General features: G+C 69.8%; 10 protein-coding genes and 1 tRNA gene. 4 read left to right on the top strand and 7 right to left on the bottom strand.

The window, feature by feature from the left end; translation table 11 throughout:
- Positions 1 to 266 precede the first annotated feature (266 nt).
- Together HS048_RS34545 and HS048_RS34540 are read left to right on the top strand one after the other, a co-directional pair.
- Positions 267 to 1,277 (top strand): XRE family transcriptional regulator, encoded by a 1,011-nt coding sequence (locus tag HS048_RS34545; RefSeq protein ID WP_196470058.1) that lies wholly within the window; start codon positions 267 to 269, stop codon positions 1,275 to 1,277.
- Positions 1,274 to 2,116: a DUF1932 domain-containing protein gene (locus HS048_RS34540; protein ID WP_307832749.1), complete on the top strand. Its 843-nt coding sequence runs from the start codon at positions 1,274 to 1,276 to the stop codon at positions 2,114 to 2,116. Before HS048_RS34545 ends, HS048_RS34540 begins: the two co-directional genes overlap by 4 nt.
- Before the next feature lie 100 nt (positions 2,117 to 2,216).
- Here HS048_RS34540 and HS048_RS34535 read toward each other — a convergent pair whose 3' ends face one another.
- Entirely contained in the window at positions 2,217 to 4,583 is a 2,367-nt protein-coding gene (locus HS048_RS34535) for a transcriptional regulator (protein ID WP_196470057.1), read from the bottom strand.
- Positions 4,584 to 4,585: 2 nt separating this feature from the next.
- A tRNA-Arg gene (locus HS048_RS34530) sits at positions 4,586 to 4,658 on the bottom strand.
- A gap of 430 nt (positions 4,659 to 5,088) precedes the next feature.
- Between HS048_RS34530 and HS048_RS34525 the strand changes: the two genes are divergently transcribed.
- The gene (locus tag HS048_RS34525; RefSeq protein WP_196470056.1) at positions 5,089 to 7,812 is read left to right on the top strand and encodes a DNRLRE domain-containing protein; all 2,724 of its coding nucleotides are present in this window, start codon (positions 5,089 to 5,091) and stop codon (positions 7,810 to 7,812) included.
- The gene (locus HS048_RS34520; RefSeq protein ID WP_196470055.1) at positions 7,809 to 8,258 is read left to right on the top strand and encodes a hypothetical protein; all 450 of its coding nucleotides are present in this window, start codon (positions 7,809 to 7,811) and stop codon (positions 8,256 to 8,258) included. The genes HS048_RS34525 and HS048_RS34520 overlap by 4 nt, the downstream gene beginning before the upstream one ends.
- A 142-nt stretch (positions 8,259 to 8,400) precedes the next feature.
- On the opposite strand, the gene HS048_RS34515 is transcribed toward HS048_RS34520, so the two are convergent.
- The 5 genes from HS048_RS34515 to HS048_RS34495 all read right to left on the bottom strand — a co-directional run bounded on the left by HS048_RS34515 (position 8,401) and on the right by HS048_RS34495 (position 12,685).
- Entirely contained in the window at positions 8,401 to 8,577 is a 177-nt protein-coding gene (locus HS048_RS34515) for a hypothetical protein (protein ID WP_196470054.1), read from the bottom strand.
- A 45-nt stretch (positions 8,578 to 8,622) separates the two neighbouring features.
- Positions 8,623 to 9,636 (bottom strand): IS630 family transposase, encoded by a 1,014-nt coding sequence (locus tag HS048_RS34510; RefSeq protein ID WP_196470053.1) that lies wholly within the window; start codon positions 9,634 to 9,636, stop codon positions 8,623 to 8,625.
- 108 nt (positions 9,637 to 9,744) lie between these two features.
- Positions 9,745 to 10,284, bottom strand: a complete 540-nt coding sequence (locus HS048_RS34505) for a hypothetical protein (RefSeq protein WP_196470052.1) — start codon at positions 10,282 to 10,284, stop codon at positions 9,745 to 9,747.
- 91 nt (positions 10,285 to 10,375) lie between these two features.
- The gene (locus HS048_RS34500; RefSeq protein ID WP_196470051.1) at positions 10,376 to 11,458 is read right to left on the bottom strand and encodes an IS110 family transposase; all 1,083 of its coding nucleotides are present in this window, start codon (positions 11,456 to 11,458) and stop codon (positions 10,376 to 10,378) included.
- A gap of 672 nt (positions 11,459 to 12,130) precedes the next feature.
- On the bottom strand, positions 12,131 to 12,685 hold the full coding sequence (locus tag HS048_RS34495) for a DinB family protein (protein WP_196470050.1): 555 nt from the start codon (positions 12,683 to 12,685) through the stop codon (positions 12,131 to 12,133).
- Positions 12,686 to 13,268: the final 583 nt, after the last annotated feature.

Genomic DNA, 13,268 nt, shown 5'->3' with positions numbered 1-13,268 from the left:
CTGTGTGCGAGGAACGGGGTCTGGGCCGCTGCGGTCTGGTGGATCGCTCCTGGCGGGAATGGGAGGCAACCGGGGCACCGGACCGCTTCTACCTGGACCTGCTGTGCCGCCTGTTTTCCGCCGACCCCGTCCAGCTCGGGTTCGCTGCCGATTACTCACCACCGCTGCCGGCCGTACCGCTGCCCGCAGCGCCTGCACCACGACATATCGGGGATGAAAGGACAGATGATCACCACTCGCCTCCGCATGACCTTCAGGACCTGGTGATGGCCGCAGCCCGCGAGTCGGCCGACTTCATCGGCCGCGCCGAACAGACCAACGTCGGCTCGCACACCCTGGAGCAGCTCCGCGACGACATCACCCGCATCGTCACCACCTACCCCCACCGCCCCGTCGCCCCGACCTTCACGGAGGTGCTGCACCTGCGCAACCGCGCCTTCGAGCTCCTCGAAGGCCGGCAGTACCCCGGCCAGACCCGCGAGCTCCACCTGATCGCCGGAGTGCTGTGCGACATCCTGGCCAACGCCTCCTTCGACCTGGGCCACCTGGCCGCCGCCCAGACCCAGGCCCGCGCCGCGCGGCTGTGCGCGGAACTGGCCGACAACAACTGGCTGCTCAGCTGGGTCGGCGGCACCCAGAGCCTGATCGCCTACTGGGGCAACCGGCCCGCCGACGCCGTGGCCCTGGCCCGCTCCGTATGGGACCACACCCCTGAAACCGGCACCGTCCGGGTGCGGCTGGCCGCGCTGGAGGCCCGCGCCCACGCCCGACTGCGTGACACCTCCGCCGCCGACGAGGCGCTGCGCCGCGCCGAGCAGGCCCGTGAGCAGGTGCGCGGCGACGACGAGTTCGGCGGCATGCTCAGCTTCCCCGAGGGCAAGGAGTCGTTCTACGCCTCCACCTGCCAGCTGTGGCTGGGAGACGTCGAAGCACACCGCTACCGGGAAGCCGAACGGCTGGCCGCCGCCGCGGTCGGCTGGTACGAGGCCGCCCCGCCCGAGCGGCGCCGCATCGGCGAGCAGTGCCTGGCCATGCTGGACCTGGCCGCCGCCCGGCTGGCCCGCGGTGACCTCGACGGCACCGTCGAGGTCACTCAGGAGGTATTGAGCATGGGCGCGCGGCGGCGCACCGACAGCGTGGCCCAGCGCCTCCAGCAGCTCGGCACCCAGCTGGCCCGCCCGGCACACCAGAACGCGCCGCTCGCCCTGGCCCTGCGCGAGGAGATCGGCGTGTTCTGCCGTACCTCCGCCGTCCCCGCGCTGGAGGCCGAACAGTGACCGTGCTCGTGTTGCATCCCGGCCAGATGGGCGCGGCGATCGCGGCCCAAGCCCGCCGGTCGGGGGAGCGGCTGCTGTGGTGTCCGGTCGGTCGAAGCACCGCCAGTGCCCGCCGGGCCACCGCCACCGGTCTGGAACCGGTCGACGACCTCGGCCAGGCCCTCGTGCAAGCGGACATCGTGCTGGCGGTGTGCCCGCCCGCGGCAGCCGAGGACCTCGCCGCCCAGGTCGCCGCCGCGGGCTATGACGGCATCTACGTAGAAGCCAACGCCATCAGCCCGCAGCGTCTGGAACGCATCATCGCCCTGCTGGCAGGCGCGCATGTCATCGACGCCAGCATCATCGGCTCACCTCCCAGCTCCTCGGCGTCCGCTCGGCTGTACCTGGCCGGGCCACCAGCAGACACCGCCGTGGTGGCGCACCTGTTCACCGGCACCGCCGTACAAACAATGGAGCTCGGCGAGCAGCTCGGTCGTGCGTCCGCACTGAAGATGGCCTTCGCCGCCTACCAGAAGATCGCTCGCGCCCTCGCCGGCGTCTCCTACGCTCTGGCCGAGGAGTACGACCTACGCGAGCAGCTGCGCGCCGAGGCCGGCAGGATGGGCGGTTCCGCGCTCGCCGATCCTGACTACCTGCCGAGCGTGGCCGCCCGCGGGTGGCGATGGGCACCGGAAATGGAGGAGGTGGCCCAGACACTGCGCGCCGCAGGTCTTCCCGACGACCTGGCAGCCGCAGGACAGGCCGTACTGGACCGGTGGGCCGCCGACAAAGACCGCTTCGACCTCTCGCTTGAAGAGGCACTGGCCCGCCTACGTCCATCCGCGAAGGACGATATGTGATCACGGAGTCCACCGCTTCGAGTCGCGCGCCCGCGACCAAGTCGCCACCATCATCACTACCGTGACCGGGGTTGCTCGCATCGAGCCGCGAACTGAATATTCACTGGCTGCCGCGCAGCCAGTGGCCTCCGGTCGACCAGCCGAGCAGCTGGCGTCCTCCGCCGTCCGCGGTGCCGTCGGGGGAGAAGGAGCCACCCGCGGCGATGTGGGTGAGGCCCGCGAGCGCGGGGGCGAGCAGGGTCCGCACGTCGGCGGGTTGGTCGCTGAGCCGCACTGCCAGCAGGCCGGCGGTGGCTCGGGGGTCGTCCGCGCCGGGCAGGGACATAAAGAAGACCAGGTGGCGCCAGGCGTAGGCGATGTCCTTGATGGTCGCCAGCGGCCGGGGGTTGTGCGCGAGCCGTGAGGTCAGCCGGGCCGCGGTGGAGAAGGCGTGCTCGGCCAGTGCCTGCCAGCCGGAGGCGGGCCGCACCCCCACGCGGTGGACCAGGGTGGCGAGATTATGCGTGGTCAGAATCTGCGCCTGCTCGATGACCATGCCGTTGGCGGCCACCGAGTACGTCCCCTGCGCGACACCGGACCTGGTCAGGCACAGGCCGCCGAAGGTCTGCGAGGTGCGGGCTGCGTACCGGCGGTGGGGCCGCACGTCGTCGATTCCCGCCACCGACCGGTAGTCGATGCCGTAGTACCTCTCGTACAGGCTGCCGCGGAGCAGCTCACTGGCGATCTTCGCGGAGGCGAGGAACTTGCCGGAGAACGACCCCATGAAGATGTCGGCGGCCAACTCCTCCACCCACGGAAGGTCGTGGCCCGCCTCCCGGCTCAGCGCGGCCAGCTCGCGGACGAGCGGGTTGGGCAGGAGCGTGGCGGGAAAGCCGTCGAGCGCCAACTCACCGAGGCGCCGCAGCGTCGCGGCGGTGTCGAGCTGCCGGTCCCGGCCGGTGTCGCGGTAGCCGCTCACCGCCTGCACCCAGGGCAATTCCTCCAGCCTGACCTGCCGCTCCAGGTTGAGCAGCAGCAGTGAGCGCCGGTTGCGGAACGCCCGGTAGTTCGCGGCCATCAGCGACCGCAGGGCGTCGTCGGGATAGGCGGCGGTGGTCGTCGTCGCGGCGATCTGCGGCACGAGCCGGGCCAGCACCTCGGCGGAGGGGACGACGCCTGCGGCGATGAGTTCTTCGACGGTGCCGGCCAGGCAGCGGCGCACGACCCGCCGGATCGTCTCAGGGATCGCGGTGGCTTCCGCGACGTCGGCGGCCGCGGCCTCGGCGGCCTCGACGGGCCCGGTGAGGGCCTCGATCTCGGCGGGCAGCACCCCGCGCTCCTGCGGCAGGGCGGCCAGTCGGCCGACGACGACCCGGGCCAGCGCGTGGTGGGTGGGTGCCGAGGAGACGGCCGCCTGTCGTTCCCGCAGCGCGGCGTGGTGGGCCGAGCCGGGCCGGTCGCGGCGGCGGAGCATCGCATCGACGGCGTGCTGGAGCAGCCCCCGGGTCCGCGGGGTGAGCGGCCGGCCGGCGACGACCTCCTCCAGCGCCGAGCGGAGGATCGCGAGGTTCTCCTTCGGCTTGCGGTGCTTGGTGCAGCGCGTGTGCGCGGCGGCCAGCGCGTGGTAGCGGTCGAGCAGGGTTGTGGCGCGGCGGAGCCACTGCGCGTCATCGGCGGCGGTTCGCGGGTCGCGCGCACGGTCAGCGGTGCTCTCCGAGTCGTCCGCGTCGTTTCTGTAGGCGCCCGCGCCGGTGATCGTGCGGGCGACCTGGCCGTTTTGGACGGTCTCCAGCCACAGCGAGAGCAGGTCGTCGGCGAACGGGTTCCACACCGTCAGCGCCTCCCGCATCGCCTCGACCCGCTCGTTCGGCCCGCGCCGGGCCAGGCTGTCGCGGGCTGTCGCGGCGGTCTCCCGCCACACGACGTCCTGGCCGGGCACCGGGGCGGCGGCCGGGGCCGGGGCGAACCGGAGCCGGTCAGCATACGGGCCGATCTCCTCCAGCAGGGCCAGCGCGGCCGGGCCGTCACCGGCCCGCAGCAGCCAGGCCACCACGAGCAGCCCGGCCTCCTCGGGCACTTCCACCCGATACCCGCCCCCGTCCAGCAGGGCGTCCAGCTCAGCCAGCCCAGAATCGGACAGCTGGTGGGCGAACACCGCACGCCGCTCGGACGGCAGGCCCGCGCGCCGTACGATCTCCGTCTCGTGCGGGCGGAGCGGTCCGCCCGCCGCCGCCTCACCGGTGGCGAACCCACCCCGCACCACCTGCGGCGTCACCCAGGCGGGCAGGCCGGCGACGGGGGCGCGGGATCCGATGGACACAGTGCCGTCGGCCATGCCGCGCAGCACGGACTCCCAGCGGCGCAGCCGCTCCTCGGCCCGTCGCCGGACCTGCTCGTCCTGGTGGGTCAGTGCGGTGACGAACGCCGCGGCGAACTGCCCGGCAGGGTAGCCGGAGCCGGCCTGGACGTTCGCTTCCTGGTGTTCCATAGCCAGCGTGGCGGGCTCCGCCCCCGCGCCCTCCGGGTCCGAAGCCCGGTGCTCTGCTGTCTGAGCTACACGCTGTCGCACGGCTACCGCAGTGGCCGTTCGGCCGAGGATACCCGGTGCCGATGTCCGTTCCCATCCATATATGAGCTGCTTGTGCTGGTACAGGCGGGCCCGGGAAGCGAAAACGGCCCGCGGTTGCGTTCCCCGTCCGGACGGGCCGGATCACATTCCCGGGCGGTGGTTCTCGTTCGCGACCCATCGCGTTGAACGACTCCCCGTCGCGCTAGCGCCGCCAGATCTCGTCTTGCTGAGCAGAGGAGAACCCGTAGTCCCCCCACGCACCTCCATGGCTCACATGATCATCCATTGATCCTTTGAGGGTGCCATCGTTTCCGATACAAGCGACCGGAAGGCATTTGACGCCCAGTCCACACCCAGGCGAGACTGCCGATTTTTACTTAAATCTTGACATTTGGTAATCCACCACAGAGCATGATCGAGGTCCTTGATCATCAACTCCGGAGGAGAACTGGTGCGGCGATCCCCCTCGGTCGTCCTCGTCGCCGTCACGGCGGCGATGCTGGCTTCGGCACAGCAATTACCTGCGGCCGCGAGCCCGGCCCCCGTCCCGCCCCCGGCCGCCCAGCCGACTCCACCACCCGGTGAGTTGCTCGGAGCGGCGACCCAGGACCGGCGCGTCACCAGACAACCCGACGGGCGCCTGGTCATCGAAGCATGGACCCAACCGGTGCGGGTGCATCGCGACGGAGCCTGGCGGTGGATCGACCCGACCCTTGTGGAATCGGATGGCGTGCTGCGCCCCAAGATCACCGCCACCCCGGTGGAGTTCACCTCCGGCGGCGCCGGCAAGCCGCTGGCGACGCTGACCACCCAGGACGGCAAACCGGTCGCCTTCACCTGGCCGACCGCCCTGGCCCGCCCGACGGTCACCGGCGGAAAGGCCGTCTACGCCGATGCCGCGGGCCCCGGCTCGTCGCTGGTCGTCACGGCGCTGCCCACCGGCTTCCGCTGGGAGATCGTGCTGAAGTCCCGCCCGTCGAAGAAGACCGCCTTCACGCTCCCCGTCCAGGCTCAAGGCCTCGCCGTCCGGCCGGGCAGGAACGGTGCCGCCACCATCGTGGACGGTGTCGGTCGTGAGGTCGCCCGCTCGACCGCGGTCGCCATGCGTTCGGCGTCGGCGTCGGCCCGGCGCCGGGTCTCCGTCAAGACAGGGGCGCAGGCCCGGCCCGTCGAGCCGGACACCGCTTTCCGCACCAGCCCCAAGATGACGGCGCAGGCTCTGACCGTCGAGCCGGACGCCGCGTTCCTCGCCGACTCCGAGACGGTCTACCCGGTCACCATCGGCGCGACCGTTGCCACCGCCGCCAGCAGCGACGTGGACATCAGCAACGAAGGCAACCAGGCCGACCCGGATTCGGCCGTGCTCACCACCGGCAGCATCTTCGGCACGCTCAACCGCTCCTATCTGAAGTTCGACGGCACCGCGCTGGCCGGCCAAGACGTCGTGGACGCCACGCTGACCCTGACCAACACCGACGGCCCCGGATGCGGCGAGACCGCCAGCGGCATCCAGGTGCGCCGCGTGACGAGCGGATGGGACGCGGCCACGCTCACCTGGGACACCGCGCCGTCCTCCACGGTCGAAGGCGCGAAGGTCATCACCCAGTCCTACGGCCCGGACTGCGGCATCGGCCCGCTGCAGTGGCCGATCACCGACATCGCCCGGGCCTGGGCGGAGGGTTACCCCAATTACGGCCTGGTGCTGCAGGCCCCCGATGAGAGCGGCGCGGACGACGACTACCGGATGCTGGCCTCCTCCGAGTACGGCTGGCCGGAGCTGACCCCGAAGATCACCGTGACGGCTCAGCCAGCTCCCGGTCCCACCGTGGTGAGCCCCGCCGGACCCGACGGCGTCGAGGTGTTCACCGCCCCCGCCGCCTGGAAGCTCGACACCCTGCCCATCCCCACCACCAGCGCGCACGCGCTGAACAGCGCCTACGACCGCGCCCAGGGCAACGCCGCCGTCTTGGCGCCGCCCTACTTCGACCCGGCGAGCGGGCGGGTCGTCGCACCGGCGACGCCGGCGGGCCAAGGCACCGCGGGCCAGGTGCTCACCGGCACGGCGATCGACAACGGCGACGCCGATGAGACCATCCCGGGCTACTTCGAGGACGAGGACTCGGCCGTGGTCCCGGCCGTGCCTCCCGCGCAGACCGGCTATTCGAGCACCCCGCGGGTCGTCGAGGTCGCCAACAGCTACCAGGCGCTCAACACCATCGTCGATGAGGTGCTCGACCTCGATGACGCGATCCCGGCGGGCACCGAGTTGTTCGCCACCCACATCTGGCCCGAGCGCAACCTCGTCGTGGTGCAGTCCACCGACGCCTCCGCGCAGCTGCGCAAGGCGTTGGCCGACCGGTACGGCACCTACAACGTCGCCATCTGGCTGCGATCGGAGAGCGACCGCTTCCACCTCCTCAGCCAGACGCAGACCACCGCCGCTACCACTACCGCTGCTGCTGACAACCGGCAGGAGGACATCGGGAAGGTTAACGGCGGGTCCTCTTTCACGGCGACCACCGAACGACCCGGCTGGGGCAAGGGGTGCACGACCGGTTTCTCCATGGGAAGTGCGAGTGACAAGCTGATGGTGACGGCCGGGCACTGCCTTCTTCCGCAAGGTGGATCCGCCAATGTCGGCTCCATCCTGTGGTCTAACTGGCACAAAGGAACCGGAACGGTGAAACTCCCCGGTCAGCCGACGTATTACGGCGACTTGGGCCTGCTCCACGTGGACGTCCGCGGTACAAGCCCCACCATCTTCGTCGGCGACAAGCACTCCGCCACCAAGCGCTGGGTCGGTGGACGCTATTCGGTCCGTGCCAAGGAAGGCGACCAGTACTGCACCGGCGGAGCCAGTACGGGCCAGATCTGCCGGTGGAAGGTCACCGACCTGGCTTGGAAGATCGACATGGACGGGGAAACGGCGCGCTGGGTTCATGTCGGCAAGAAGCGCGGAAGGTGCGTGATCGATGGCGACTCGGGCGGGCCGGTTTACACCTTCCGTCCCGACGGCTACGTCGTGGCCAAGGGAATCACCAGCGGAAGCAGCTCTCCGGAGGAACCGATCCAGGACACTTGCATGCATACCTTCACCGACTTCCATGATGTGATGAAGGCCGTCGGCAAGGACATCTACAAGAAATGACTCCGTTGGTCCCGTCCTCCCTCCTGCGCGCCGGGTGCATCCTGGCCCTCACCGTGCTGGCCGCGGCCTGCGCGCAGGAGTCGGCCAAGCCTTTCGACGCGATGGTCCGCATGGCCGAGGTGGCCCCCGGAGGACGGGTCATCACCCTACACGCCAGCGGAAGCATGAGGGCTGACGGCACGATCTGCACCGTGGTCGAACGAGCCGAGGTGGTCGAGTCGCCCACCAGCGTGACCGTGGGAGTAGTGCTCCGTCGCGTCTGTCCTGAGCGATCCGGCGTGCAGGTGGGGACCGGCACAGATCATGCCGTGCCCGTCACGCTCAAGAAACCCCTGGACCACCGGAAGGTCCTTGACCAGGAGGGCCATGAGATCCAGGTCTGTCCCACCACAACGGGCTCGTTCGTCGAGACACTGCGGCGGTGTTTGGAAGAAGCGTCTCGCTGACCTCAGACCTGCCGGTTCATGCGAAGTGTCACCGCTTTCCGCCGACCCGGAGGGACCGGCCCGTCCTGAGCAGGACGAACAAGCGCATCTCCGCGATCACGGGAGCGCACCCGCGTGAGCCCCCAGCGTGAATCGTCTCGTGTCAGCTCTCCTCGGTATCGGCTGCGTCAGGGTCGCTGAGCACGCGGCAGCCGTCGCCCAGGCCGGGCAGGTGGAAGGAGTAGTGGCCGTGCACGTTGATGTGCTTGCGCATGAACGGTGAGGGGCGCACCATGTCGTCGTCGGCGACGTGGTGTCGGCCCAGTACTCCCGAAGACATCCCACAGTGCTACTGAGCCGATCGTAAGTTCTGGGACTATCGGCGCTACGGCCCGATGTAGGCCAGCTGCGGGTCGGTGAAGAAGCCCCGGACGATGTCGGGACGCTTTTGCAGCCGACGCATACCGCTGTGCATGGCCGCGGCCAGCTCGTGCTCATCGGCAACCGCCTCACGAGCCGCCCGGGCCTTGACGTTCTGATTGACCCACTCGTCGGGGTTGAGCTCGGGTGCGTACGCGGGCAGGAAGAACAAGCGCAGCCGCCCGCCGGTGCGCGCGACGAAGTCCCGCACCACACGGGCGGTGTGGATCGAGGAGCCGTCGACGACCAGGACGATCGGCCGGGTGACGGTGCGCAGCAGCTGCGCGCAGAACCCGAGGAAGGCCCACCGGTCCATCGACCCGTGTCCTAGCCGGTAGCGCAGCGTGCCGTCGGCGCCGACGGCCGAGAACATCTTCACCGACCGCCGGCCCGCCCCCGCCACCACGACCGGAGTCCGCCCGATCAGGCCCCAGGTGGTGCCCGAGCGGTGATCGACGCGCATGCTCATCTCGTCGGCGAACAGCACCAGCGCTCCGCGCCGGCGCGCGCTGCGGCGGATCCGCGGGAAGAGGGTGCTCCTCCAGCCGGCGATGGCCGCCTCATCACGCCGCGGCGATCGGTAGAGCGGGCGCTGCACCGACAGGCCCAGGCCGCGCAGCAGCCGCCCGACCGCCGCCACCGACATCCCGATGCCGAACCAGGCCGTGATCACCAGGGCGACCAGCGCCCGGGTCCACAGCACCACGGCGGTGCCCAGGACCTGGCGGGGCGTGACATCGCGCACCAGCGCCTTGACGGTCTGCTCCTGGCCGGGCCTCAGCTTCCGTGGCCGTCCCGATGCCTTCTTGATCCGCAGCGCCTCGGTGCCGCCCGATCGTGCCTGGCGTTTCCACCGGAAGATCGATTCGCGGCCCACGTCCAGCGCCTCGGCCACCCGGTCCGGTGACATGCCCTGCTCCAGCAGCCGGAGGGCGAAGACCTTCTCCTCGAACGTCGCTCTGCGACCTTTTCTGGCCATTCCCCCAGCGTGCCCCGTACCGGCATGCTGTCTCCGACGGCCTCGAACAAGTACCAAAACTTATGATCGGCTCAGTAAGCGTCAAGCATCAGCGCTGATGCCTGGCTCCTATGCGGTGCGGCGCCCGCCGCGTCGTTCCGGCCAGGGCCAGTCCAGGGTGAGCGACTCACCGACGGCCAGCGCGTGCCAGCGGCTCGCGCTCTCGTCCAGTCGGCCGAGGATCCCGACGATCTCGGCTTGGGTGACGCCGATCTCCCCAAGCGCCGTCTCGGCATTGTCCGGCATGGGGAGGCGGCCGGTGTGCACCAGCCACGCGGTCAGCGCGACGCCCGCCAGCTTCTCCGACAGGGCGATGTCGGCTCCGGACACGCTGTTCCTGCGGGAGCTGCGGCGCGTGCGCCGCCGCGCCTGCCTGCAGTCCCGGGGCTGGTCGGCGAGCTCGAAGGTGTGTGCGTCGCCGCCAGCCGCGAGCTGGCCGAAGATGCCGTTCCTGAGCTCCCCGTGGCATTCCACGATGAAGTGGAGGAGGTCGTGCGGAAGGTAGGGGTCGTATCCGGGACCGGGGTCCATCACCAGCGGCGGCGCCAGCTCGCGGTCCACCGTCACGCGATAGCGACGTTCCGCGGTGCGGGTGAAGGTGACCTGCATGCCACGACGGTAACTGGAACCGTTTCACAAAGGAATTCGTTTTCCGCCGGTGCCGACCCGATGCTCTTGAGGCGACCTTCACGGTTGAGCGTCAGGCAGCGGCACTGATCCGAGCACCCCAGGCGCGGTGTTCGTCATAAAGGGCGTGGTGGCGCAGGCAGCCGTGGTAGATGCCGACCAGGCGGCGGTTGCGGGCGACGCGCGCCAGCACCACCTGCCGGGTGCCGGAAGCGCGGGTGATGGGAGCGGTGCCGGCGTAGGCCTTGCGGGCCTTGGCGTCGGTGAACCGGCCGGGGGCGTCGCCGAACTCGCCGAGCAGGCGGGCGGCCACGACCCCGCCCAGGCCGGGCAGGCTGCGCACGACTCGGGCGTCGGGGTGGGCATCGAGCAGCCGGTTGACCTGCTCTTCGAGCGCGTCGATGCGGGCGGTCAGCTCCGCGATCACACCGGCCAGCGCCTGGACGGCGTGCCCGAAGGCGGCGGTGAGCATCGGCGTTGCCTCCAGCTGCTCAGCCCGCAGTGCGGCCTGGATGAGCTCGGCACACGTCGGCAGGTAGCGCTGCCGTCCGCCGCGGCGCAGCGCCGCGGTGATCTGCGCCCGGGTCAGGGCCCGGCCCGCTTGCGGGGTCGGGGCCTTGGCCAGCACGGCCAGGACGTCGCGTGCGGTCAGATCGTCGAAGGCCTGCAGCGCGGCCGGGTAGAACTCCCGCAGGTGGCTGCGCAGCACGTTGACCTGGCGTTGACGGGCCCGGATCAGCTGCTGGTGCGCCCGCGCCAAAGCCTTGATCGCCTCGGCGTGGTCGGAGTCGGCGGCGATCAGGCGGTGCCGGTGGCGGTCGAGGCGGACGATGTCGGCCAGCACCCGGGCGTCGCTGCGGTCGGACTTGGCGCGCGAGGCGGCATACCGCTCCCGGTAGCGGGCCGAGGCCATCGGGTTGATCGCGTGTACCCGGTAGCCGGCTTCCAGCAGCGCGGTGACCAGCAGTCCGTGATCGGTCTCGATCCCGACGACCACTTGGTCGGGGTCGTCGGCGTGACGGGCGATCAGCTCATGCAGCCGACGCGCTCCGGCCGCGCCCTCGGTGATCCTGGCATGGTCGAGTTCGCCTCCGTCGGCGTCCAGCAGGCACACGTCGTGGTGGTGTTCGGCCCAGTCGATCCCCACGAAGATCATGTAGTGCTCCCTCCGCATCCGGTGATCTCGTCAGCCACGAGAAGGACAGCGGCGCGCTAATGGATCAGTTCTCGGACCTCGGCACCTCATCCCACCAGCCATCGACCCTTCTCACCGGCCGGCCGGGGCACGATCTTCGGGTAGGGCTCATCGACGGCCCCGCTACGCCAAGTGCTCACCGGCCGGCTGGCTGCACAACCGTTCTTCCCTGACGGGCGGTTGCACTTCCATTAGCTACGGCGAGCCGCAAAGTACCTCGCGGGTAACTTAAGGCCCGATCTCGATCGACAGCCTTCAAAAAACGATGGCATCGTTATTTGAAGCCCGAGACATTCACAGAGCGTGAATACGATTGCTCTCAGCTACTTTACGGCTCGGCGCAGCTTCGGGAGTAGCGGGCCTAATGGCTTTTATGTCGAGCCGCCCGGGAGCTCCCGGTTACTCACAGCTACTTTGCGTCTGGTGACACGGACCCGAGCGGAGGGCCAAACACTCAACCCTCAAGATCAACCGTACGAATCATCTCGGCCCACGGACGATCCGTACGGGCCCCGGGACAACCCGTACGGTGCCCTCGACAACCCATAACGCGGTGCCCCCGAGCCTTCCCACCCCCGCCGGCGGCAGACCTCACGTGGCCCTCGAAACGCCAACGGGCGCCCACCGCCGAAATCAGACGCCTTCGCGCAGGTGCAGGTCGCGCAGCAGGCCGATCTCGCCGCCGTGATGTGTGACCTCCTTCAGAGCGTGCAGCGCGAGCTTCAAATAGGTCTCATCGGCCCAACCGCCGGGGCCCATGCCTATCGGCGCCAACAGGCGCTTGTCGCCGAGGGCTGCGATACGGGAGATGAAGTGCTCCCAGTCCTCGGCGAGCGCCTGGATGCCCTCTTTGGCGGTGCCCGGCCACACATCGCGGTCGCCGTAGTCGGGAACGTCGTCGAAGAGGTAGATCACGTAGCCTCGCAGGCAGAGGTTGCCGATGTGCCAGATGCGCCAGGCGATCGTCGTGACGGGGTCCGGCGCGTCCGGACTCGATTCCGGAAAGAGCGTGGCGACGCGGAAGAGGCCGTCGTCGCCGGGGCGGATGCCGATGCAGTCGCCGACCGGCTCCCAGTGGTACTCGGCGTCGGTCAGGCCCTCCAAGCGCCCGAACAGCTGGTAGCGCACCTCTTCGAAGATCGCGAGAACGTCCCGCGTGACGGGGTCGGGCACGATCATGTCAGCCATGTCAACTCCAGGGCTCGGGGGTTTCGGATCGGTCGGGATGCTGCCGCTGGCGGGGACCTGCGGAAACGACCGAATGATCATTATCGCGCCGGGCTTATCCTGCCATGTTCGAGTCGTAACCCTGCGAGAGCGCAAAGGAGGTCGAGCAGCAACGGAGCGGCCAGTGGCGTTAGCGAGGCGTCGGGGCGCGGCTTACCGCCACTCGCTGTTCCGATCCGGGTGGAGCGCGGAACAGGGGGTGGCAACGTGGGAGCCATGAAGGAGACCCCGGACTCAGCCCCAGCGACCTACGAGGACCTGATGCGCCAGACTCGCCGGATCTATCGGGAACTGGAGCAGTACGACGGGATAACCCGACGGCAACTCTAGAAGGAGTGGGAGACCGTCGAAGCCGCGATCTACGTCGCGTTGGACACCACCGACGACGAGTCCGGCCAGGTGGTCGGGCGAGCAGCCCTGGAGGCCGCCCAGCAGATACGGGCTCGGTGGATCCCGAACGCAGACGGCCTTCCGTAGGCCCAGGCGGTCATGATCAAGAGCGGGAGGGGTCGTCCGAGGCGTTCAGCTAACGCTCGTCTGATGA

This window comes from Planomonospora sp. ID91781, from assembly GCF_015711595.1.
In the GTDB taxonomy this organism is placed as follows: Bacteria; Actinomycetota; Actinomycetes; order Streptosporangiales; family Streptosporangiaceae; genus Planomonospora; species Planomonospora parontospora.
This window is presented reverse-complemented; position numbering and strand designations above follow the sequence as displayed.

Excerpts from the sequence above, each read along its gene's own strand:
- HS048_RS34505 (WP_196470052.1), bottom strand. The coding sequence starts at position 10,284 with ATGCAGGTCACCTTCACCCGCACCGCGGAACGTCGCTATCGCGTGACG.
- HS048_RS34520 (WP_196470055.1), top strand. The coding sequence starts at position 7,809 with ATGACTCCGTTGGTCCCGTCCTCCCTCCTGCGCGCCGGGTGCATCCTG.
- HS048_RS34515 (WP_196470054.1), bottom strand. The coding sequence starts at position 8,577 with ATGTCTTCGGGAGTACTGGGCCGACACCACGTCGCCGACGACGACATG.
- HS048_RS34495 (WP_196470050.1), bottom strand. The coding sequence starts at position 12,685 with ATGGCTGACATGATCGTGCCCGACCCCGTCACGCGGGACGTTCTCGCG.
- HS048_RS34510 (WP_196470053.1), bottom strand. The coding sequence starts at position 9,636 with ATGGCCAGAAAAGGTCGCAGAGCGACGTTCGAGGAGAAGGTCTTCGCC.
- HS048_RS34535 (WP_196470057.1), bottom strand. The coding sequence starts at position 4,583 with ATGGAACACCAGGAAGCGAACGTCCAGGCCGGCTCCGGCTACCCTGCC.
- HS048_RS34545 (WP_196470058.1), top strand. The coding sequence starts at position 267 with ATGGCCGCAGCCCGCGAGTCGGCCGACTTCATCGGCCGCGCCGAACAG.
- HS048_RS34500 (WP_196470051.1), bottom strand. The coding sequence starts at position 11,458 with ATGATCTTCGTGGGGATCGACTGGGCCGAACACCACCACGACGTGTGC.